General features: G+C 61.6%; 21 protein-coding genes. 14 read left to right on the forward strand and 7 right to left on the reverse strand.

Annotated elements, in window-relative coordinates:
* The first annotated feature begins 15 nt into the window (after positions 1-15).
* The 5 genes from SynPROS71_RS08635 to SynPROS71_RS08655 all read left to right on the forward strand — a co-directional run bounded on the left by SynPROS71_RS08635 (position 16) and on the right by SynPROS71_RS08655 (position 4690).
* Positions 16-1332 carry a homoserine dehydrogenase gene (locus SynPROS71_RS08635; RefSeq protein ID WP_186594503.1) on the forward strand — a complete coding sequence of 439 codons (1317 nt, stop codon included), beginning with the start codon at positions 16-18 and terminating at the stop codon, positions 1330-1332.
* 90 nt (positions 1333-1422) lie between these two features.
* A complete protein-coding gene (locus SynPROS71_RS08640; RefSeq protein WP_186471452.1) occupies positions 1423-1665 on the forward strand; it encodes a hypothetical protein in 243 nt (80 codons plus the stop codon).
* 17 nt (positions 1666-1682) lie between these two features.
* Positions 1683-3323 carry an ABC transporter substrate-binding protein gene (locus SynPROS71_RS08645; RefSeq protein WP_255442071.1) on the forward strand — a complete coding sequence of 547 codons (1641 nt, stop codon included), beginning with the start codon at positions 1683-1685 and terminating at the stop codon, positions 3321-3323.
* Positions 3320-4339, forward strand: coding sequence for an ABC transporter permease (locus tag SynPROS71_RS08650; protein ID WP_186594507.1), 1020 nt, complete (start codon positions 3320-3322; stop codon positions 4337-4339). The genes SynPROS71_RS08645 and SynPROS71_RS08650 overlap by 4 nt, the downstream gene beginning before the upstream one ends.
* Positions 4340-4453: 114 nt before the next feature.
* Positions 4454-4690: a hypothetical protein gene (locus SynPROS71_RS08655; protein ID WP_186594509.1), complete on the forward strand. Its 237-nt coding sequence runs from the start codon at positions 4454-4456 to the stop codon at positions 4688-4690.
* Here SynPROS71_RS08655 and SynPROS71_RS08660 read toward each other — a convergent pair.
* A complete protein-coding gene (locus SynPROS71_RS08660) occupies positions 4660-6294 on the reverse strand; it encodes an alpha/beta hydrolase (RefSeq protein WP_186594510.1) in 1635 nt (544 codons plus the stop codon). The two genes, SynPROS71_RS08655 and SynPROS71_RS08660, sit on opposite strands and share 31 nt — an antisense overlap.
* Before the next feature lie 11 nt (positions 6295-6305).
* Between SynPROS71_RS08660 and SynPROS71_RS08665 the strand changes: the two genes are divergently transcribed.
* Entirely contained in the window at positions 6306-7550 is a 1245-nt protein-coding gene (locus tag SynPROS71_RS08665; protein ID WP_186594511.1) for an MFS transporter, read from the forward strand.
* The gene (locus SynPROS71_RS08670) at positions 7516-8193 is read left to right on the forward strand and encodes a Coq4 family protein (protein ID WP_255442072.1); all 678 of its coding nucleotides are present in this window, start codon (positions 7516-7518) and stop codon (positions 8191-8193) included. The genes SynPROS71_RS08665 and SynPROS71_RS08670 overlap by 35 nt, the downstream gene beginning before the upstream one ends.
* On the opposite strand, the gene SynPROS71_RS08675 is transcribed toward SynPROS71_RS08670, so the two are convergent.
* Positions 8190-8459 carry a SemiSWEET family sugar transporter gene (locus SynPROS71_RS08675; RefSeq protein ID WP_186594512.1) on the reverse strand — a complete coding sequence of 90 codons (270 nt, stop codon included), beginning with the start codon at positions 8457-8459 and terminating at the stop codon, positions 8190-8192. The two genes, SynPROS71_RS08670 and SynPROS71_RS08675, sit on opposite strands and share 4 nt — an antisense overlap.
* A gap of 51 nt (positions 8460-8510) precedes the next feature.
* On the opposite strand from SynPROS71_RS08675, the gene SynPROS71_RS08680 reads away from it, so the two are divergent.
* Complete coding sequence (locus tag SynPROS71_RS08680) at positions 8511-8885, forward strand: hypothetical protein (RefSeq protein WP_186594513.1); 375 nt, start codon at positions 8511-8513, stop codon at positions 8883-8885.
* Between the two features lie 18 nt (positions 8886-8903).
* On the opposite strand, the gene ychF is transcribed toward SynPROS71_RS08680, so the two are convergent.
* Positions 8904-9995, reverse strand: a complete 1092-nt coding sequence (gene ychF / locus SynPROS71_RS08685) for a redox-regulated ATPase YchF (RefSeq protein WP_186594514.1) — start codon at positions 9993-9995, stop codon at positions 8904-8906.
* A gap of 85 nt (positions 9996-10080) precedes the next feature.
* On the opposite strand from ychF, the gene SynPROS71_RS08690 reads away from it, so the two are divergent.
* From SynPROS71_RS08690 to cysS, 3 genes are read left to right on the forward strand one after another with little or no spacing between them, the layout of a single operon-like run.
* Complete coding sequence (locus SynPROS71_RS08690; protein ID WP_186594515.1) at positions 10081-11253, forward strand: efflux RND transporter periplasmic adaptor subunit; 1173 nt, start codon at positions 10081-10083, stop codon at positions 11251-11253.
* Between the two features lie 24 nt (positions 11254-11277).
* Complete coding sequence (gene polA, locus SynPROS71_RS08695) at positions 11278-14259, forward strand: DNA polymerase I (RefSeq protein ID WP_186594516.1); 2982 nt, start codon at positions 11278-11280, stop codon at positions 14257-14259.
* Positions 14260-14311: 52 nt separating this feature from the next.
* Positions 14312-15811 (forward strand): cysteine--tRNA ligase, encoded by a 1500-nt coding sequence (gene cysS, locus SynPROS71_RS08700; protein ID WP_186594518.1) that lies wholly within the window; start codon positions 14312-14314, stop codon positions 15809-15811.
* A gap of 10 nt (positions 15812-15821) precedes the next feature.
* Here the strand turns inward: cysS and SynPROS71_RS08705 are convergent, their stop codons facing one another.
* Positions 15822-16067 carry a hypothetical protein gene (locus SynPROS71_RS08705; protein WP_186594520.1) on the reverse strand — a complete coding sequence of 82 codons (246 nt, stop codon included), beginning with the start codon at positions 16065-16067 and terminating at the stop codon, positions 15822-15824.
* A gap of 86 nt (positions 16068-16153) precedes the next feature.
* On the opposite strand from SynPROS71_RS08705, the gene SynPROS71_RS08710 reads away from it, so the two are divergent.
* A complete protein-coding gene (locus SynPROS71_RS08710; protein ID WP_186594522.1) occupies positions 16154-16567 on the forward strand; it encodes a DUF2721 domain-containing protein in 414 nt (137 codons plus the stop codon).
* Between the two features lie 20 nt (positions 16568-16587).
* Here the strand turns inward: SynPROS71_RS08710 and SynPROS71_RS08715 are convergent, their stop codons facing one another.
* The gene (locus tag SynPROS71_RS08715) at positions 16588-17931 is read right to left on the reverse strand and encodes a sodium-dependent transporter (protein WP_186594524.1); all 1344 of its coding nucleotides are present in this window, start codon (positions 17929-17931) and stop codon (positions 16588-16590) included.
* 84 nt (positions 17932-18015) lie between these two features.
* Here SynPROS71_RS08715 and SynPROS71_RS08720 point away from each other — a divergent pair, with 84 nt between their 5' ends.
* Positions 18016-19269 carry a 1-deoxy-D-xylulose-5-phosphate reductoisomerase gene (locus SynPROS71_RS08720; RefSeq protein WP_186598004.1) on the forward strand — a complete coding sequence of 418 codons (1254 nt, stop codon included), beginning with the start codon at positions 18016-18018 and terminating at the stop codon, positions 19267-19269.
* On the opposite strand, the gene SynPROS71_RS13800 is transcribed toward SynPROS71_RS08720, so the two are convergent.
* Positions 19236-19391, reverse strand: a complete 156-nt coding sequence (locus tag SynPROS71_RS13800) for a hypothetical protein (protein ID WP_222929528.1) — start codon at positions 19389-19391, stop codon at positions 19236-19238. The two genes, SynPROS71_RS08720 and SynPROS71_RS13800, sit on opposite strands and share 34 nt — an antisense overlap.
* A 492-nt stretch (positions 19392-19883) precedes the next feature.
* Between SynPROS71_RS13800 and SynPROS71_RS08730 the strand changes: the two genes are divergently transcribed.
* Entirely contained in the window at positions 19884-20879 is a 996-nt protein-coding gene (locus tag SynPROS71_RS08730) for a fatty acid desaturase (RefSeq protein WP_255442075.1), read from the forward strand.
* 49 nt (positions 20880-20928) lie between these two features.
* Here the strand turns inward: SynPROS71_RS08730 and SynPROS71_RS08735 are convergent, their stop codons facing one another.
* On the reverse strand, positions 20929-22095 hold the full coding sequence (locus SynPROS71_RS08735; RefSeq protein ID WP_186594526.1) for an alpha/beta hydrolase: 1167 nt from the start codon (positions 22093-22095) through the stop codon (positions 20929-20931).
* Positions 22096-22109 lie beyond the last annotated feature (14 nt).

Here is a 22109-nt window from a genome sequence, read left to right on the forward strand (position 1 = left end):
TAACGGACCCGCCCCATGGCGACAAGGATCGGCATTGGCCTGCTCGGCCTCGGAACCGTCGGCGCCGGTGTCGCCAGCATTCTCACGAGTCCTGAGGGCCGTCACCCACTCATCGCCGAGCTGGACCTCGTTCGCGTCGCCGTGCGCGATCTCAACCGTTCCCGTCCAGTCGCCATCCCCCAAGAAAGGTTGACCACCGATCCGGAGGCCGTGGTGGACGACCCCGAGGTTCAGGTGGTGGTGGAGGTGATGGGCGGGATTGAGCCAGCCCGCACCCTGATCATGCGCGCGATCGCTGCGGGCAAGTCGGTGGTGACCGCGAATAAAGCCGTGATCGCCCGCCATGGCGTGGAGATCGCTTCCGCCGCCGCTGCAGCCGGGGTGTACGTGCTGATCGAAGCCGCTGTTGGCGGTGGCATTCCGATCATCGAACCGCTCAAGCAGTCCCTGGGCAGCAACAGGATCAACCGGGTGAGCGGGATCATCAACGGCACGACCAACTACATCCTCAGCCGCATGGCTGATGAGGGGGCTGATTACTACGCCGTTCTCAAGGACGCTCAGGATCTCGGCTACGCCGAAGCCGATCCTGCCGCGGACGTCGAAGGCCACGATGCCGCAGACAAGATTGCCATTCTCTCGGGCCTGGCCTTCGGTGGACCGATCGATCGCGACGCCATCCCAACCAGCGGGATCAGCAACCTGCAGAGCAAGGATGTGGATTACGCCACGCAGCTCGGATACGGCGTCAAGCTCCTGGCCATTGCTGAGCGGATTGAAACCACGAGCGATGCTTCACCGGCGCTGCCTCTAGCCGTACGCGTGCAACCCACTCTGGTCCCGAAAGACCATCCCCTGGCAGGGGTTCACGGGGTCAACAACGCCATTCTCGTCGAGGGAGACCCGGTGGGTCGGGTGATGTTCTACGGACCTGGCGCCGGATCAGGGCCAACCGCATCGGCGGTGGTGGCCGACATTCTCAACATCGCTGGAATCCGCCAACTCAATGCCGCGCCTGGCGGCCTCGACCCGCTTCTGGCAGCCAGCAGTTGGCGTGCATGCCGCCTGGTGCAGGGAGGCGAGATCCGCCAGCGGAATTATGTGCGATTCAACACGGATGACGCCCCCGGGGTGATCGGCCGAATCGGCAGCTGCTTTGGAGACCAGGAGGTCTCCATCCAGTCGATCGTGCAGTTCGATGCCTGCGATGAAGGCGCTGAGATCGTTGTCATCACCCATGAAGTGAGCAGCGGTGCAATGCAGAAGGCATTGAGCGCGATCACGGCCCTGCCGGAAGTTCGCCTCCTGGCCTCCCACCTGGGTTGCCTCTGAGCCCTGGCGAACACCCCCCGGCATAGGGCAGAGTCGTAAGAACCATCACAGAGCGGGTCTGCATTCGCAGATCTGTGCTGCAAACCGTTCATGCCGAACGAAACCTCCGTCCTGCTCGGGCAACGCTGCGACCAGCTCGTATCAAGATCCGTCATGAGCCTTCACCAGGGCGACTGCATCCGGCTTCACAGCAATAACGGGTTGTTTCAGGTGATTGGCATCGATGGCGATCACGATCGCTGCTGGGTGCGCCAATGGCCTCTGGAACCAAAAGGGTCGCCCGTGTTCGAGGTGCCTCTCGATCAGATTCACAGTGAATCCCGTGCCGATTGAGGCCTCAGGGCTTTTGAATGGCTGGGTCTGAACTCCCAGGCGTGAGCGAATCGAGCACGACAGGCCGCGGCCCCACCGCGTTTCCTTGGATCAAGGGCTCCCTGACCCTCATTGGGACCCTGGCGCTCTGTTTCGGCCAGACGGCCTGTCAGCCCAGCCGCACCAGCGACCGCCTCATCGTGGCCAGCGCGGGGCGGATCAGTGCCCTTGATCCAGCTCGAGCCAACACCTTCGGAGCTCTGCAGCTGCTGAGTGCCATCGGAGACACCCTCTACAAGCGCTCAGCCAGCGGTGATCTGCAACCATCCCTGGCCTCAGCCCTGCCTGACATCAGCGCTGACGGACGCACCATCACGATTCCGCTGCGTGAGGATGTTCTCTTCCACGACGGCACCCGCTTCGACGCTGAAGCGATGGCCTTCAGCCTGCGCCGGTTTCTGCGCATCGGACGTCTGAATTACATCGTGGGCGGACGCATCACCGCGGTGGAGACCCTGGAACCATTCCTGCTGCGCCTTCAGCTCAGCCGCCCGTCCACCTCCCTGGTGAACCTGCTGACCTCCACAAATCTCACGCCGGTGTCCCCCACCGCTTACAGGGATTACGAGAATCGCGCTCTCAACGACCGCTTTGTCGGCACCGGGCCGTACCGCCTGACCCATTTCAGAGCGGTTGAGCAGCGCCTGGAGCCCTTCGACCAGTACTGGGGAGAGCAACCGCGCAATGCGGGGCTCGAAATGATCTACCTGAGCAATTCCACGGCACTGTTCGGCGCCATGAGCAGCGGTGAGGTCGATGTGCTTCTCTCCGATGCCATCGACGAAGATCAGCGCCTGGCCTTGAATCGCCTGGCCGACAAGGGGATGCTGCGCGAGGGCAAAGGTCCGGCCTTGGTGATCGGATACGTCACCCTGCTGAGCAACGCCCCACCGTTCCAGGATCCTCGGGTGCGTAGGGCCATGGCCCTCAGCCTCGACCGCGACCTCATCAGCCAAAGGGTGAGCCACGGCCTGCGACCACCTTTGCGCTCGCTCGTTCCGCCCGGTCTGGAAGGGGGGGAGGGTGATCCTTGGCCCAGCCTCAACATCGCCAAGGCTCGAACCTTGCTGCAGAACGCCGGCTACTGCAACGGACGGGTGCTCTCTGTTCCCTTCACCTATCGCTCCAATGTGCCGGCGGACCGCCTGATGGCCCTGATCTGGCAAGCGCAGCTGCAGCGCGACCTCCCCGACTGCCTGACTCTGGACCTCAACGGCATGGAATCAACCACCGTGTATCGCCAGCTGGGGGATGGAACCTTTGCAGCAGTGATGCTCGATTGGCGGGGGCCTTATCCGGATCCTGAGGCTTACCTCTCCCCGCTGCTGAGCTGCAAGGCCTCGAAAGGATTCATCTGCGAACGCGGTGAAGCGGCGAAGAGCGGCAGTTTCTGGACGACACCGGGACTCGATCGCGCCTTGCAACAGTCCGATCGCAACCGGGGCCGCAAGCGTTTGGATGAGCTCGAAGCCATCGAAGCGATGGCCGCTCAAGGCTCGGCCTACATCCCCGTTTGGCTGGTCACAGCCCGGGCCTGGAGCCAGACCAGCCTCGCCACCCCGGAATTCGACGGCAACGGTCAGGTCAAGCTGGCCCAACTCAAGGAGGTGCGCCGATGAGTCGCGGACGCGAACTGCTGCGTTACGTCAGCACGCGCCTGGCGCTGGCGCCAGTAATGCTTTGGCTGATCTCCACCCTCGTGTTCCTGCTCCTGAGGGTCGCCCCTGGCGATCCTGTGGATGCGGTTCTGGGCAGCCGCGCACCTGAGGAGGTCAAAGCTGAACTCCGCGCCCAACTCGGCCTCGATCAATCCCTGGGCAAGCAGTACCTCAAGTTCCTCTGGGACCTTGTGCATGGCGATCTGGGCTTGTCGCTGATCGATGAAAACCCAGTCACCGGGATCATCGGCCGAGCCCTCCCCGCCAGCTTGGAGCTCAGTGTCACCGCCTTGGTGGTGGCGGCGGTGGTCGGACTCGCCGTGGGATTCACCGCCATCGCCCGATCGGAAGGACGCCTGGATCTTGCTGGCCGTTTTTACGGGATCGGCACCTACGCCCTGCCGCCGTTTTGGGTGGCGATGCTGGCCCAGCTTCTGTTTGCCGTGATGCTCGGCTGGTTACCGGTGGGTGGGCGTTTTCCACCGGGGATGGTTCCGCCAGAAGGAAGCGGCTTTCTGATTGCCGACAGCCTGCTCAGCGGTGATTGGCGAGCTCTGCAAGGAAGCTTGCGCCACCTGGTGCTTCCTGCCTGCACGTTGGGACTGCTCTTGAGCGGTGTGTTCACCAATGCCTTGCGCCTGAATCTCAATCGCAGCCTGCGTTCCGATTACGTGGAAGCGGCTCGCAGCCGCGGACTGAATGAGACGCAGGTGGTGCTGCGGCACGCGCTGCCCAATGCCCTACTCCCCGTGCTCACCATCGCTGGCATCACCGTGGCGTCGTTGATCGGTGGAGCGCTGTTGATCGAAGTGACGTTCTCCTGGCCAGGGATCGCCTTGCGTCTTCAGGAAAGCATCAACCAACGCGACTACCCCGTTGTGCAAGGAATCGTGGTGGTGGTGGCCTCCTTGGTGGTGTTAGTGAGTGTGGCGGTGGATCTGCTGGTGGCACTTCTGGATCCTCGGGTGCGTTATTGAGGCAGCAAGAACGGCTGCCCATCAATCAGCGAACTCTCAGCGAAGCCTCACCACCGGCTTGCATCAGGGGGTAGGACTCCCCTGCACCATTCCGGCAGATCCACCTGGTCAACAATGCAACGCCCCCGACTGTCGGAAGCCGAAGCGTTCGACATGGCCTGCCTGATTTATGACCACCTCAAGGGTCCTGCACCACGCCTGACCCCCGATGCCCAACAGTCAGACCTGAGTCCTCTGGGGATTTACAGACTGCGGGATAGCCAGTCCCTGCCGATCCTGGAAATGAAGCTGGCCCAGCTGCAGGCCAGATGTTCAAGGCTTCAATCCAACAGACGCGCTGCTCCCGCTTGATTTAAGCGATAGAGATGCAGGGCCCCCACCTGGACATGTTCCGCGTCTGCGTCTGCGGTCGTCACCCGGCGACCGGTTTCCAAGGCTTCGAGAAAACGCAAAATTTCCTGTTCCAGCAGAGCCTGAACCTGAAGCGGCTGCACGCCAACGAACTCCTCGCCGAGCTGGAAGAGATCCTCCCCCTCGCCACCGCGTTGTCCCTCGACACGCACCGGTGAAAAATGACTAGCACCCTCCACCAGCACAGCGCGCGTGCCCGGATTGGACGGCAATGCCCGCAGCAGACCCAGCTGTTCGCTGAGTGGAGGTGTGATCAAATCCAAAGAGCCACCGCTGAGCAACACGGGAATATCGCTGGCAACAGGCAAGCGCCGCGGCCAGAGCAGGCTGCCGAAGCTGTTGAGACCCACCACCCCCGCCAGGGAAGCTGGCGGAGTCGAGGCTGGCAGCGCCACATCCTGGATCTGGCATTGCAACAGGCGAGAGAGATTGCTGAGCGGCAGGTCATCCATCACCTTCTTGCAGCGTCGTCCCAGTCCCGGCTCTGGCTGGGCTCCACTGGCAAGCAGAGCCGTTAGAGCACCGAGAGAGTGACCCACAAGCACCAGTTGATCCCCCGAAAGCGGAAGCTCTCCCCTCTCCTGAGCCAAGAGCACCTCCTGCAAATCGCGCAGACGTTCTGGAAGCACTTCGGCGCCCGGCGGCGGACGCCGCCCCTCCAAGAGGGCCTGCACGGCGACCGCATCACTTCCTGGGTGCTCCAACACAACCACAGGCCAACCGTTGCGGCTGAGAGCACGCCCTAACCAACCGAAGTGATCAGGGCTTCCGCCCAACCCCGGCATCAGCACCAACCAGGAGCGACGTTCTCGTTCCATCGATGCCTCTGGCAGCCAAAGCTGCAGCTGAAGAGCCCGCTCGCGATGGGGCACCGGCAACGCCAAGCGTTCGAGCGACCCATCGGCGGACGCTGCCGATTCAGTGGATTGTTTAAGGCGTTGCAGGGACACTGGCTGGCGTCCCAAGCGCTCCACCAGCAGCTGCTGACGTTCGAGCTGCAGGCGCCAACTGGCGGCCACCTCCAGCAGAGCATCGAGATCGAGACGGACCTTCTTGGCCGGGAGAGCCTCCAGCAACTCAAGCGTGGTCACCTCCGGGCGCTGCTCCAGAAGCTGCTCGAGGGTGGTCTGAACCGTCAGACCTGTTGTTTCATCATCCACCTGCACCAGATCACCCACCTGATCCAACAGCTGCCGCCCTGCCCAGCTCTTGAGGATCTGCCGCGTCATGCTGCTGTCGTTAATAAGAGGCGCCTGCAGCAGATCGATCACCCCTGACCTGCTTTGTTCCTCAAGCAGGTTGAACCAAACGCCCAACTCAGAAGAACGCTCTCCACCACTGCGAACCCAGGCACTGAGATCGTCGATGGAAATCGGTAAGGCCATCCCATCCAGACGAACCTCCAGCTCACCGGCTGCCTGTGCGAGTCGCGGAGAGGCAGCGCAGAGCAGCAGACTGCTCAAGAATCCTGCGGCCACCCTTCGTCCTGTTAAGCGTCCTCCCAAGGCCAAGGCCAATTCACTGGTGGAACCAGTTTCCCGCATCTCTGCAGGAAGTGGCCTCCATCCGTCTACTGGCGTCCCTCGGTGCGGGAGGGGTGATCTACATGACGCCGATGGTGTTCCATCAGGCCAGCTTCACCGCCAGTCAGGTTGGTCAGGGACTCGCCGCTTCTGCACTGATCGGCACAGCAGCACGGTTGATGAGTGGTGTGCTGCTCGATCGGGGCCTGTCCTGCTCCTGGCCTGTGCGTGCAGCAGCCGTGCTGGCCTTTCTCGCTGATCTGGTGCTGTTCCAGGCCCAGGGGTTCAACGGATACCTCGCCGGCCAGCTACTGATCGGTGTTGCAGCGGGGTTGTATTTCCCAGCGATTGAGCTAGCCGTTCCCCTCAGCTGCACAGGATTCAACTCCAGCCGTGGCTATGCCCTCGCGCGCAGTGCCGACGCCCTCGGCGTCGCCGTCGGAGCCTTGATGGGTGCGGTGGTGACCGCCTTAGGGCTGATCCGTGCGGTGTATCTGGTGGAGGCGGCAGCGGTGATCCTGATGCTGGTAGTGCTCAGCCTGCGCCCCCTTCCGGATGGCCGGGCCGCCCTGCTGCATCCAGCCGTAGAAGACCCAGCCGACAAGGATGCGGCTTCAGAAGGCTGGCATTGGTTGCCCCCACTAGCACCAGTACTGGCGGTGAGCATTGTGGCCACCGGGATCATTGCGCTCATGCAGAGCGCCCTCCCCCTCGATCTGGTGCGCGGCGGCATGGCCAGAGCACCCCTGAGTGAAGCCTGGAGCGGCGCACTGATTGCCCTGCAGCTGGCACTACTGGTGACACTGCAATGGCCCGTTGGCAACTGGGTAGCCCGTCGCAGCCTGCGCTTTGGGCTGGGAATGGGGCTTGGAGGGTTTGTGTTGGGGTGCCTTTTGTTGGCCGCCTCCGCTCTCTGGAGTGGTGGAATCGCCCTGATTGCGCTGGCCATGCTGCCGATTGCCTTCGGGGAAGCCGCCTTCCTTCCCACCGCCGCTGAAGCGATGGTGGAGGAAACGCCCCTTCAGCATCGCGGGCTGGCAATGGCGCTGTTTTCCCAGTGTTTTGCCATCAGCGCCACTGGAGCTCCACTGATGGCGGGGTTCCTGCTCGATCGGCAGGGGCATGGCCTGCTGCTCTGGATCCTGATGGCTTCGGTGTGCCTTCTGATGGTGCCGCTGCTCAAAGCGGTAAGGCCCCGCTATACACCAGGGTTGAGCGCCATTCCCCTGGAGAAGCCCAACGATGTCTCGAGCCCGAGAACTGCTTCGCTCCGTTAGGAATCTCGCGATCATCCGTGAGATGGCCGTCAGTGAAGGTGGCCTCCAGAGCGTCGGCGATTTGGTCGACAACTTCATCGACAGCGAGGCGATGGTCGTCTGCCTAGAGCGCTTCAAGGCCTTGCCGGGAGGTGCGGAGATGATCGAGCAGCGCTACCCACCCTTCCAGCCCGATCTTGCTGCGCTGGAGGCGCTTCCAGAGGGAAGCCTGGGCCGGGCCTACGCAGGCATGATCCGCAAGCTCAATTACGACCCCGACTTTTTTCGCCCACGGGACACCAGCAGTGAAGCGCTCTGGCTGACCCAGCGAATCGCCACCACCCACGACCTTCATCACGTGATCGGCGGGTTCAACACCCAAAGCGCTGGTGAGTCGGGCGTGTTGGCGATCACAGCGACGCAGATCGGCTTTCCCGCCTACGTGCTCATCAATACCCTGGCGTCCTTCCGCGCCTTCCGCTTCGCCCCGGCCAACCTGGCCAGCGTGAGCCGGAGCATTGCCTTCGGCAACCGCATCGGACTGGAGGCGAAGCCCCTGGTGCTGCAGCGCTGGGAAGAGGCCTGGGACAAGCCCCTGCGCCAATGGCGGCAGGAACTTGGTGTTCGCAGCGCGGAAGGCGAAGCCTTCGGGGCCGTGTATTAACGCTCGCCGCGCAGGAGGCGATGGCGGATCTTCTTCTGCAGCACGAAGGCCGCCGGAATGAATGTGAGGCCATTGGCCACGATCAAAGGACCATTCCCCGTGAGGCAACCGAACAGTCCCCAGATCGCCACACCAGTAGTGAACAAGCCATACATCGAAAGCGAAATGGATCGCGTGTCATCCAGACGCAGGGTTTTGATCGCCTGAGGGAAGAAACTGATCGTGGTGAGGGCTGCAGCGGTGTAACCGATCGCATCCACGTCCATGGCATGAGGGATCGGCGAGATCCATAAACTGCCGCCAGTCTTGCCACAGCCATGGCGTTCTCTCGCGCAACCGTGCAAATCCTGGCGGGGGCTTCGAGCGCACTCGCGCTGCTGGCCTGCAGCATCGGGGAGCTTGCTCACCCCGTGCAGGCCGCCGACAGCGACACCCGCCAGGCTCTGGTGGGACTGGCGGCCTATGCCGAATGCAAGGTGCTGCACGCTGGCTACAGCCGGCAGAGGGCGCAAGCGATTGTGCAGAGCGGCATCCAAAGCAACGGTTGGCAGCAGCAGGCTGAATGGTTGAAATCGCCCCAAGCCATCCGGGTGGTGGCCCTCACCAGCGAAGCCATGAACAAAACCTGCGACGACTTCGATCAGAACAGCCCTGACTTCATCCCAGCGATGAAAGCCCTCGATGCGCTGTGACGAAAAGGTTGAACGTGATCACACGTTGAAGAGGAATTCCATCACATCTCCCTCCTCCACTAGGTACTCCTTCCCTTCACTGCGCAGCCAACCTTTATTGCGCGCCTCAACGAGAGAACCGGCCTCCAGCAGTTTGTCGGTGCTGATCGTCTGAGCACGAATGAAACCCCTTTCAAAATCGGTGTGAATCACACCTGCAGCCTGCGGTGCGGTCATCCCGGCCTTGAAGGTCCAAGCGCGGGTTTCCTTTTCCCCGGTGGTGAAGTAGGTGCGAAGCCCCAAGAGCTGATAGGTCGCCCGGATCAGGCTTTGCAATCCCCCTTCGTTCACGCCCAGGCCATCGAGGTAGTCCTGTCGCTCCTCATCCCCGAGCTCGATCAGTTCGGCCTCCACTTGGGCTGAAATGCGCACGGTTTCGGCACCCTCCTTGGCCGCCAGCGCCACAATCTCCTCACAGAACGCATTGCCGCCCGCCAGATCGTCTTCGCTCACGTTGGTGGCGTAGATGATCGGCTTGGCAGTGAGCAGGCCCAGGGGTTTCAGCATCAGCGCCTCCTCATCGCTGAGCTCCACACTGCGGGCGGCACCTCCTTGCTCAAGCACCGCTTGAATGCGTTCGAGAGCAGCATCTTCAACCTGAGCTTCCTTGCTGGTGCGCACCTGTTTCTTGAGGCGCTCCCGCCGCTTCTCGAGCTGCGACAGGTCCGCCAGACCCAGTTCAAGGTTGATCACCTCCGCATCCCGGGCCGGGCCCACCGCACCGGACACGTGAATGACGTCGTCGTCTTCAAAACAGCGGATCACGTGAACGATTGCGTCCACCTCCCGGATGTTGGCGAGGAATTTGTTGCCCAGTCCCTCCCCCTGGCTGGCGCCCTTCACGAGCCCGGCGATGTCAACGAACTCCATCCGCGTGGGGATGATCTCCGCACTGCTGCTGAGATCAGACAGCAGCTCCAACCTGGAATCCGGGACGGCCACCGTGCCGACATTGGGCTCGATGGTGCAGAACGGAAAGTTGGCCGCCTGCGCCTGCGCGTTGGCCACCAGGGCATTGAACAGAGTGGATTTGCCCACGTTGGGCAACCCGACGATTCCGGCTTTAAGCATGCCGGCGAATCTATCGGCAGGGCTGCGGCTTACACGGTTGCGCCGCCTACGCGCGAGACTGCGTAACGAAACATGTTCAGGGGCCATGGGCAGCCAGAAGAGCGAGACCTCCGCCGGGGCCACGCACGCAGCCCTCAGGCCGCTCACCCGCCTCAGCGGCATCAAACGGCGACGACAACGCCTGATGGCTGCTGCAGCTGTCGTTCTGGTCGTCGGTGGCGGGGCCCTGATCTGGAGCCGTGGAGCCGGCACAGGACGGCGCCAACTGGCGGACTACACCGCCACCGCTGAACGAGGGACCCTTCCGGGAGTGATTACTGCCAGTGGTGAATTGGAGCCCATCCGGCGCGTGAATGTGAGCCCCAAGCGTCAAGGCCTACTGGATGCCCTGTATGTGGATGAAGGCGATGCGGTCACGAAAGGGCAGGTGCTGGCCCGCATGGACAGCGGAGACTTCACCGATCGCATGGATGAGCTCTCGGCCCTCGAACGTCAGGCCCGGGCGGACTTCGAGGCGAAACGGGCCGACTACATCCGTTATCAAAAACTCGAAAACAGCGGAGCCATCAGTGCGTCGGATCTGGATGGCTACCGCGCAGCCTTCCTGAGCAGCAAGGAAGCGCTCACGGCAGCCAGGGAACGCATTCAGCAGCGCGATGTGGAAGGGAACGAACTCCTGATCAGAGCACCCTTCAGCGGTGTGATCACCGAACGGTTCGCTGAACCGGGTGCTTTCGTGACTCCCACCACCACCGCTTCAGCGAATGCCGGAGCCACCAGTTCCTCCATCGTTGAGCTCTCCGAGGGCCTGGAAGTGGCGGCGAAAGTGCCCGAAAGCGACATCGGCCGCATCCGGATCGGCCAAGACGCCACGGTGCGTGTGGATGCCTTCCCCGATCAGCGCTTCCCTGCCCGGGTGAGAGATATCGCTCCGCGGGCCGAGAAAACCGACAACGTGATTTCCTTTGAGGTGGAGCTCACCCTGATCGATCCACCCCCAACCCTGCGCATCGGCATGACGGTGGACGTGGATTTCCAAACGGGTCGGACCGCAGAGAGCACCCTGGTTCCCAACGTGGCGATCGTGACCGAAAACGGCCAACCCGGCGTTCTGCTCGTAGGTAAGGATGACCAGCCCCGCTTCCAACCGGTGGAACTGGGCTCCAGCAGCGGCGGCCAGAGTGCGATTCTCTCGGGGGTGAAACCCGGCTCCAAGGTGTTCATCGACCTTCCGCCCTGGGCGAAGAAGCGCGACTGATCGAGATCCGACCTGCCCGACTCCATGCCTGAAACCCTCGAGAAACCCCTGCTGTTGCTAGTGGATGGCCACTCCCTGGCCTTTCGCAGTTTCTATGCGTTCAGCAAAGGCGGTGAGGGTGGATTGGCCACGAAAGACGGCCGGCCGACCAGCGTGACCTACGGCTTTCTCAAAGCCCTGCTCGACAACAGCAAAGGCCTGAAACCGGAAGGGGTGGCCATCGCCTTCGACACCGCTGAACCCACCTTTCGCCATCAAGCCGATGCCAATTACAAAGCCCATCGCGATGTGGCTCCTGAGGTGTTCTTCCAAGACTTGGATCAACTGCAAACGATCCTGCGCGAACGCCTGAAACTTCCTCTCTGTCTGGCGCCTGGATACGAAGCCGATGACGTGCTGGGGACCCTGGCCAATCGTGCTGCCGACTCGGGCTGGCGCGTGCGCATTCTCAGCGGGGATCGGGACCTTTTCCAGCTGGTGGATGACCAGCGGGACATTGCCGTGCTTTACATGGGGGGCGGACCGTATGCCAAGAGCAGCGGACCGACCCTGATCGACGAAGCCGGCGTGGTGGCCAAGCTGGGCGTGATGCCCAACAAGGTGGTGGACCTCAAGGCCCTCACTGGCGACAGCTCCGACAACATCCCTGGCGTGAAGGGGGTCGGTCCCAAAACGGCCATCAATCTGCTCAAGGAAAACAACGACCTCGATGGCGTGTATCGCGTGCTGGAGGAGGTCGAGGCCGAGGGGCCCAAGGCCAGCCGCGGTGCCGTGAAAGGTGCGCTCAAGGGGAAGCTCAGCGCCGATCGCGACAACGCTTACCTCTCCCGCCATCTCGCTGAAATCCTCATCGACATCCCCCTGCCTGAGGAGCCTGTCCTGGAGCTGGGACCGGTGGATGGTGAAGGTCTGGAGGAGCAGCTTCAGGACCTGGAGCTCAACAGCCTGGTCCGCCAGATCCCTAGCTTCGTGGCCACCTTCTCCAGCGGCGGACTGACGGCGAACGCCCATCTGCTGGAGGCTGCAAGCAGCAAAGAATCAACATCCAAAGCCGCCGCTGCAGGCACGGATCCAGCACCTGCGCATTCAGCGCCTGCGCAGGAGATCGCCCCATCCAGCCTGCCCCAACTCGCGCCGCAGGTGATCAGCACACAGGATCAACTGCAGGGCTTGATGCAGCAGCTGATGGGATGCACCAACCCATCGGAGCCGGTGGCCGTAGACACCGAAACCACCGATCTGAACCCCTTCAAAGCCCAACTGGTGGGCCTTGGCGTGTGCTGGGGGGCCGGACTCAACGATCTGGCTTACATCCCAGTGGGACACACAGATCCCGCGCTTGCCCAGCTGCCGCTGGAGGTCGTGTTGGAGCAGCTCGCCCCCTGGTTGAGCAGCCCTAGTCATCCCAAAGCGCTGCAGAACGCCAAATACGACCGCCTGATCCTGCTGCGTCACGGCTTGGTTCTCGGCGGCGTGGTGATGGACACCCTGCTGGCGGATTACCTCCGCGATGCCGCGGCCAAACACAGCCTCGATGTGATGGCCGAGCGGGACTACGGCATCACTCCCACCGTGTTCAGTGACCTGGTGGGCAAGGCCAAGGACGGCAAGGCCAGCTGCTTTGCCGAGGTTCCCAGCGATCAGGCAGCGCTCTACTGCGCCATGGATGTGCACCTCACCCGCAGGCTGGCGATTGATCTGCGCCAGAAGCTCCAGGCCAGTAGCCAGCAGCTGACCCAATTGCTCGATCAGGTGGAACTGCCGCTGGAGCCTGTGCTGGCCTTGATGGAGGCCACCGGCATCCGCATTGATCTCGCCTATCTCGACACTCTCTCCAAGGAGATGGGCGAGACCCTGACGCGGCTTGAAGCTGATGCCAAACAAGCGGCAGGCGTGGACTTCAACCTGGCATCTCCCAAACAACTGGGAGAGCTGCTCTTCGAAACGCTGGGGCTTGACCGCAAGAAATCACGCCGCACCAAAACGGGCTACAGCACCGATGCCACGGTGCTGGACAAGCTCGCTGACGACCATCCGGTGGTGCCGCTGGTGTTGGAGCATCGGGTGCTGAGCAAACTCAAAAGCACTTACGTGGATGCGCTGCCCCAGTTGGTGGAGGCTGAAACCGGCCGCGTGCATACGGATTTCAACCAAGCTGTGACAGCCACCGGACGGCTCAGCAGCAGCAATCCCAACCTCCAGAACATTCCCATTCGCACCGAGTACAGCCGTCGCATCCGCAAAGCCTTCCTGCCTCAGGAGCACTGGACCCTGCTCAGTGCGGACTACTCCCAGATCGAGCTGCGCATCCTCACGCACCTCTCCGGGGAGGAGGTGCTGCTGCAGGCCTACCGCGATGGCGACGACGTGCATGCCCTCACCGCACGGCTCCTGCTTGAGAAAGACGAGGTGAGCGCCGATGAACGCCGGCTGGGCAAGACGATCAATTTCGGGGTGATTTACGGCATGGGCGCCCAGCGCTTCGCCCGCGAAACCGGGGTGAGCCAAGCGGAGGCCAAAGAGTTCCTGAGCAAATACCGGGAGCGGTATCCCAAGGTGTTCGCCTTCCTCGAACTGCAGGAACGCCTGGCCTTGAGCCGCGGCTATGTGGAGACGATCCTGGGCCGGCGCCGGCCCTTCCACTTCGACCGCAACGGTCTCGGTCGTCTGCTTGGCAAGGATCCCTTCGAGATCGATCTCGATGTGGCCCGACGCGGTGGCATGGAAGCCCAGCAGCTGCGCGCCGCGGCCAACGCACCGATTCAAGGCTCGAGTGCCGACATCATCAAGCTGGCCATGATTCAGCTGCAGGCAGCTCTGCAGCAGCGCTCCCTACCCGCTCGCCTGTTGCTGCAGGTGCACGATGAACTGGTGCTGGAGGTGGAGCCTTCTGCTTTGGACAACGTGAAAGCTCTGGTGGTCTCCACCATGGAGAAGGCCGTGGAACTGAGCGTGCCCCTGGTGGCCGAAACCGGCTGCGGCAGCAATTGGATGGAAGCGAAATAGCCGTCACGCAGGGGTTCACCGGTTAGGCCGTAACCTCGCCCGCAGATCCCGAATGCCTGTGTCCCTGCGGTTCACCAACACACTTACCCGCCGCACGGAACCGTTTCAGCCCCTGAAGGACGGGCAGGTGAGCATCTACTGCTGCGGCGTGACGGTCTACGACCTCTGCCACCTGGGCCATGCCCGCAGCTACATCAATTGGGACGTGCTGCGCCGATATCTGATCTGGAGTGGCTACGCCGTCACCTTTGTGCAGAACTTCACCGACATCGACGACAAGATCCTCAAGCGTGCTGCGGAGGAAGGTTCGTCGATGGAGGTGGTGAGTGAGCGCAACATCGAGGCGTTTCATGCCGACATGGATGCCCTCGGCATCCTGCGTCCCGATCGCATGCCCCGAGCCACCCGCTGCCTTGAAGGGATCCGGTCCCTGATCGCTGAGCTGGAAGCGAAGGGTGCTGCCTATTCCGCCGATGGAGATGTGTACTTCGCGGTGATGAAACACGCCGGCTACGGCAAGCTCAGCGGCCGCGACCTCGCCGACCAACAGACCAACGCGGACGGGCGGGTGGCCGATGCTGAAGAAGCGCGCAAGCAACACCCCTTCGACTTCGCCCTCTGGAAGGGAGCCAAGGCCGGTGAACCCAGCTTCCCCTCACCATGGGGTGAAGGCCGGCCGGGCTGGCACATCGAGTGCTCCGCCATGGTGCGCGAGGAGCTCGGCGACACCATTGACATCCACCTCGGGGGCGCCGATCTCGTGTTCCCACACCACGAGAATGAGATCGCCCAATCCGAGGCAGCCACCGGCCAGGAGCTGGCGCGCGTGTGGATGCACAACGGCATGGTGAATGTGGGAGGAGAAAAGATGAGCAAATCACTCGGCAACTTCACCACCATCCGCGCCCTGCTGGAAAGTGGCCTGTCGGCCATGACCCTGCGGCTCTTTGTGCTCCAGGCCCATTACCGCAAACCGCTCGATTTCACCGCCGAGGCCCTGGAGGCCGCAACGACCGGTTGGAAAGGGCTGAACGCTGCACTCAGCCTTGGGGACCTCCATGCAGAAGCACTGGGATGGTGTGCCTCAGACCCCATGGACGGCGGAGCCGTTCTCGCATCGGAGCCCTCAGCCATCGACACGCTGCTCAGCGCCCGGCAGCGCTTCAGCGATGCCATGGACGATGACCTCAACAGCTCCGGAGCGCTTGCGGTGCTGTTCGACCTGGCCCGTCCATTAAGAGCACTAGCCAATCGTTTGGATCGGGGTGACGCACCAAACCACCCTGATGAGGAAGGCCAGGAGCTTCAACAGCGCTGGTTGCTGCTCAGGGAGCTCGCAGGGGTTCTGGGGCTGCGGCTGGAGCGCCCCTCAGGCAAGGAGGCGGAGACGGATCTCGACAGCCAGGTCATCGAAGCAGCGATTGAGGCTCGCCGGTTGGCCAAACAGTCGAAGGATTTCGCGGAAGCGGATCGAATCCGGGAGGAGCTCACCGCCCAGGGCATCGAACTGATCGACAAACCGGGCGGAATCACCGAGTGGCGACGGGGCTGACCAGCAGAGCTCAGGGCTTGCGCTGCTGATTGGCCATCAGCGCTTCGATCTTGCGGATTCTCGTGAGGGTGGTGGTCCACACCTCAAGCCGAAAGCGTTGGTCGCCAAGCGTGGGATCGGCAGGGTCCGCACTGTCGATCCAGGCCTGCAATGCCGTGATCTTGGCTTCTGGGTTCTCCCTGGCTTCAAAGGCATCCCATAGCTCCCGTTCCAGCCGAGCTCGCTCAATGAAGTTCCAGCGTTTGAGCCAGAGCATGGGAAGACCTGCATCAGGGCACCTGTCTACCGGATTCAAGCGGTCATCAGACCTAGCTTCAGGAGGATTTGAATCGTCAACAGCCCATGCAGCCGGAAAGCCTCTCCAAAGCAATCCAGCTGTCTGTTGCCCCGGTGTTCCTGTTGGCGGGAATCGGCGCATTGATGAATGTCCTTTCAGGACGACTGGCCAGGATCGTCGATAGCGCCAAGCAGTTGCGCCTGACCGCCGATGCCGGCGGTGCAGTGGATGAATTGGAACGACGACTGGCCAGGCGCCGAATGCAACTGGTGATCCGCTCGATCGAGCTGCTCACCGCTGCCACGCTGCTGATCGCAGGAATGGTGGCCACCATGTTCCTCAGTGTGATTTCCAGGGTGAATCTCACCTTGGTGGTGGTGCCTTTATTCATCACCTCGATGGTGCTGGTGATGCTTGCAACAGTGTTCTTTCTCAGGGAGGTGCGCATGGCGTCTGTCCAACTGAACCGGCTGATTTAATCCAGCGGGTTGCCCACCAATCAGGCTGCGCCGAACCAGTTACGCAGCAGATCCACGGTGCTGATCAGCAAGCCAGCAGCAATCACCACTGGGGAAATCCATTGCAGGCAGAACATCAACACCCGTCTGAGCAAGGGTGAAGAGTCACTCTGTTCGAGATCTTCCAAAAACAGATTCGGTACGACCCAACCCATCAGCACGGCGATGAGCAGACCACCAGCAATCAGCAGCACGCCGCCGAAGAGGGCATCCATCGTTCCCAGCACCTCCGTACGCATGCTGGCGGGGATCCCGAGCACAAAAATCACAGCGGCACTGACCCAGGTGGCCTTGCTGCGGCTCCAGTTCAAGCGATCCATCAGGGAGGACACCGGCACCTCCAACAGAGACACCGACGATGTGATCGCCGCCAGATAGGCCAAAGCAAAAAACAGCACAGCCACCACCTGACCGGTGATGCCGATCGAGGCCAGTCCGGTGGGCAAGGCGATGAAGATGGCTCCGATCGTGGAGTCACCCACCACATCTGCCAGGTTGAAGCTGATCACCACAGGAAAGGTGAGCATGCCGGCCAGCAGCCCCACGGCTGTATCCAGACCCACCACAGCCACGGCTTCCTGAGGCAGTGGCGCCTTGCGATTCAGATAGGCCGAATAGGCAAGAATCGAGCCGATGCCCGTACCGATTGAGAAGAAAGCCTGGCTGAAGGCATTGCGGATGGTGGTGATGTTCATCAGCTCCTCCCCATCCCAGCGGAGCAGGAAGGTGCGGTAACCCTCGCCAGCGCCTGGAAGCGTGCTGGCCCAGATCGCCAGACCGATCAGCAGCAGCAGCAGCAGAGGCAGGGCCCAGCGCGAGAGCCGTTCGATGCCCGCCTGAACACCGGCAGCCACCACAAGGGCGGTGAGCAGGAGACTGATTCCCTGACCCGCCAGCGCACTGTTGCCCTCGCTGATGGACGCGAAGAACGCATCAGCAGCCTGCTTGTTCTCAGGCAGACCAACCAGAAGGGCGTGCACGAGGGTATGCCCCGTCCATCCCATCAACACGGCGTAGAAGGCCAGGATTCCGCAGGATGCCGCGATGAACATCCACCCCATCGGCCACCAAGCCTTGCCAGCCGCTTTGCTGGGAGCCAGCAAAGGACTGCTGCCTGTACTGCGGCCCAACACCATCTCCGCCACCAGCACGGGCAGGCAGATCAGCCCAACGATCAGCAGATAAAGCAACACGAAACTGCCACCGCCTCCCTGGGATGCGCGGTAGGCGAACCCCCAGAGATTGCCAAGGCCCACGGCACTGCCCGCAGCCGCCAGCACGAACCCAAAACCGGACTTCCACTGCTCTTTTCTCACCGCCGCCATGAACGTGCTGTCCAGCCCTCTCGGCGGAAGTTTGCCAGCTTCCGGAATCAAAGTGGGAGGATGGCTCCACTTGCCGGGATCCGTGTGAAAGCCATCAGCGTGCTGGGCTCCACCGGCTCAATCGGTACACAGACCCTCGACATCGTTGAGGACTTTCCAGAGCAGTTCCGGGTGGTGGCCCTTTCGGCGGGCCGCAATCTCTCTTTGCTCGTGGAGCAGATCCAACGCCACAGCCCCGAGCTGGTGGCTCTGGCTGATGAAGCCCTGCTCCCAGAGTTGGAGCAGCGCCTCCAGGCCCTGCCGTCTGAACACCAGCCGCGATGCAAACCTCAGCTCGTTGGTGGTCCCAGCGGACTGAATGTGGCGGCCTCCTGGGACACAGCCGACCTCGTCGTAACCGGGATCGTGGGCTGCGCCGGGCTGTTGCCCACCCTGGCAGCCGTCCGCGCTGGCAAGGATCTGGCCCTGGCCAACAAGGAAACCTTGATCGCAGCCGGTCCGGTGGTGCTGCCGGAGCTCAAGAAAAGCGGCAGCAGGCTGCTGCCTGCGGATTCTGAACATTCGGCCATCTTCCAGTGCCTGCAGGGAACGCCCTGGGCTGAAAACGCCCGCCTCTCCACCGGTGTGCCCACGCCAGGCCTGCGGCGCATCCAGCTCACCGCCTCCGGTGGCGCCTTCCGTGACTGGGCCGCAGCCGACCTTGAAAACGCCACTGTGGCCGATGCCACCTCCCATCCCAACTGGAGCATGGGTCGCAAGATCACTGTGGATTCCGCCTCCTTGATGAACAAGGGGCTGGAAGTGATCGAAGCCCATTACCTCTTCGGGCTGGATTACGACCACATCGAAATCGTGATCCACCCTCAGAGCATCATCCACTCCATGATCGAGTTGGCGGATTCTTCGGTGCTGGCCCAGCTGGGCTGGCCTGATATGAAGCTGCCGATTCTGTATTGCATGAGTTGGCCGTCACGGTTGGAAACGCCTTGGAAACGCCTTGATCTCACCCAGGTGGGACAACTCACCTTCAAAAGCCCCGATCCCGCCAAATATCCCTGCATGGAGCTGGCCTACGCGGCAGGGCGTGCTGGTGGAACCATGCCGGCGGTGCTAAATGCAGCCAATGAGGAGGCCGTGGCCCAGTTCCTGGGGGAACGCATCCATTTCCTCGACATTCCCGTTCTGATCGAAGCGGCCTGCGAACGGCACAAGCCCGATCGCGTCGACCACCCCCAACTGGATGATGTGCTGGCCGTGGACCAATGGGCGCGCCTTGCCGTGCGCGAGCAGGTAGCCCGGGGTACTCAGCGGATGTCGATGGCGGCGGTGGCTGCTTGATCAGCCATCACCTGCTGCTCTGCGCCACAGCCTCCAAAGCGAAATGCTGCGATCCAGCCATAGGACTGGAAACCTGGGATGAGCTGAAACGCCTCGTGCGCGACCTGGGGCTCGACAGTCAACAGCGCCCAGAAGGAATCGTTTTACGCAGCAAAGTTGACTGTCTGAGGGTATGCGAACGTGGGCCAATTCTGGTGGTTTGGCCTGAGGGCATTTGGTACGCAGACGTCACAGTAGACAAGATGGAGGCGATTATTCGCAGCCATATCATCAACAACCAACCTGTTGAAGAGTGGATTTACAAGACCACTCCATTTCAAAACCACTCACTCCCATCGGCACACAAACAAACGACGCCCCAACAACCAAAAGTCACGAAGCAGCTCAACCAACGACTAGAGTCTTAAGCAAATCTAAAGCGCCACTTTGGGGTGCTTATCGCAGGCATTCTTTTGGTATCGGCAACCACGGCGACCTCCACTTCTCTCCCATCAACACCTCGTTTCAAGCGCAGCTCCCCTCAAGCGACCTATCCGAGCAAGGCAGAACTGCTCAGTGCCCTGCCGCCAGAGCTCACGCAATTCAACCCCATCAAAGCGTGGGGGAGCCTGATCATGTCGACAGGCCTGTCTCTTGCTGCTTTAGGGATTGGGACCCAGATTCCCCTCACTCTCCTGGCCACTCCGCTGTGGGCGCTGTACGCCATCGGTTGCGGAACCATTGCCATGGGCTGTTGGGTATTAGCCCACGAATGTGGCCACAACGCGTTTCACCCAAATCGACGCATTGAGGGCGTCGTTGGCTTCCTGCTTCACAGCGCACTGCTAGTGCCTTACTACAGCTGGGCGCGCAGCCACAGCGTTCACCATGCCCACTGCAATCACCTTGAGCAAGGAGAAACCCACGTCCCTCCGAGGGCCTCATCGGTTCTAGGTCGAATCACAGAACAACTCAAAAGATCGCTGAATCCAACCTTGTTTGGGGTTATCTCTCTCCTCAATCATTTGGTGATCGGCTGGCCGCTCTATCTGCTTCTCGGAGCCACTGGCGGGGAGGACTACGGCTTTCCCACGTCCCATTTCTGGAACGGCCATCCTTTCTCAAATGGCAAGCGAAGCCTATTCCCTAAAAGATTTTGCACGTTGATGGTGCGGTCGAACATCGGCTGCCTGGCAATGATCACTTTTCTGATCATCGCCGCCATGCAATCGTCTCCACTACGTGTGATATGTGTGTATGGATTGCCATATCTAGTGATTAATATTTGGCTCATCACTTACACCTGGCTTCAGCACACGGACCAGAACATTCCCCACTTCTCCAATACAACATGGTGCTGGGTGAAGGGCGCGCTGCAAACGATTGATCGCCCCTATGGCCCCATGCTCAATCTGCTTCACCATGGCATCGGGTCTACCCATGTTTGCCACCATGTGAACTCTGCCATTCCTCACTACAACGCCTGGCGGGGCACCGCCCTACTCAGACAACGATTCCCTGAGTTGGTGCACTACGACGCCACACCAATTCCTGAAGCACTTTGGAGAATTGCGACGACATGCGGTGGAGCTGTGTATCAAAGTTCTCACGATCAAGCCTATTACTTCTAGTGAAAAATCTCGGGGTAAGAATCCTCCACAAAAGCAGCCCACCGATTGCTCAATTGATGCCGGAGGTCTCAATCCCATGCCTGAACCAGGCACAAGCCAAGCGATCAGACCAACACCCTTTAAGAAGACTGTCTCCGGCACCATGAAAGCCGTTGTGGCCGCCCTGGGCCGTCAACAACACAGCAAGGCGACGTCGACCCGACGGCAAGCCATCAGCAACCACGGAGGTTTGGAGTTGGAGCGCAGAGGTCGCTGGCACCCAAGGATCATCAAGGGCCTGCAAGATCAAGGTCGGCGGAAGTGGCTGTGATGCCGAGAGAAGACGCGGCAGGGGTGAAGCCCCGGCGTAGTAATCGTCAACAGACGCGAAGCCCCAACGCGGTGCCGTGACCGCCTCATCAAAGGCACGGATCGACCGGGGGGGTTCACCGGTGAGTCGCTGCTGCTCTTGGGCACTGACGCCGAAGGGATCCGCCAGGGTCTGGCGCACAAGGCGCTTGAGAAGCCAACGCTGATACACCCGATTGCGCGGACGTTCGATCGAGGCACTGCAGGCGGCAAGATCCAAGGGACTGCTGGCGCAGAACAGACCATCCAGCAGCGGTGCATGGCCGTCCCAGCCATGCGTTGCTCTCTCCTCGGCGCTGGCCATGCAGGCATTGAGCAGCATGGTGCCCCCCAGAGACACTCCAGCACCAAACAGGGGCAATGGCCTGGCTGATGGGGCCAACGCAGCACACAACTGCCGCGCGCGTTGAATCACCGGAAGAAGATCACTGTTGCAGCGAGCTGCGTAGGTGCCTCCAGCAAGATGGCGACCGGGATCCGCTCCGCGCAGATTCAGCCTGAGCACCGCGAAGCCGCTGTTCTGGAGAGTGATGCCAAGACGCCTCAGACCCTCACGGCGACTGGAGCCGCCAAGACCGTGCAACAGCAGCACCAGCGCTCGGGGAGGTGCGCCTTGCAGGTCGACGCTGGGATGCGGGCGATCCAGAAACGCCAGCAATTCACCAGCGGCTGCGGCACCACTCGCCAGAGCAGGAACAGCGATCGGAATCGGTTCCCCACGGTCAGGAGGAAGCGCAACCGGACGGAGCGTGTCGCGCAGGGTCTGAAGGTCTCCACCGATCCAGGGAAAACGCTGCCGATAAGGAACAACCCCCAGCTGCTGCAACAGCTGGGGGTTGTCTGGAGGATTCGCGTGTGATGCCTTCAAAAGCCGAATGAGGT

Source organism: Synechococcus sp. PROS-7-1, assembly GCF_014279795.1.
Classification (GTDB): Bacteria; Cyanobacteriota; Cyanobacteriia; order PCC-6307; family Cyanobiaceae; genus Synechococcus_C.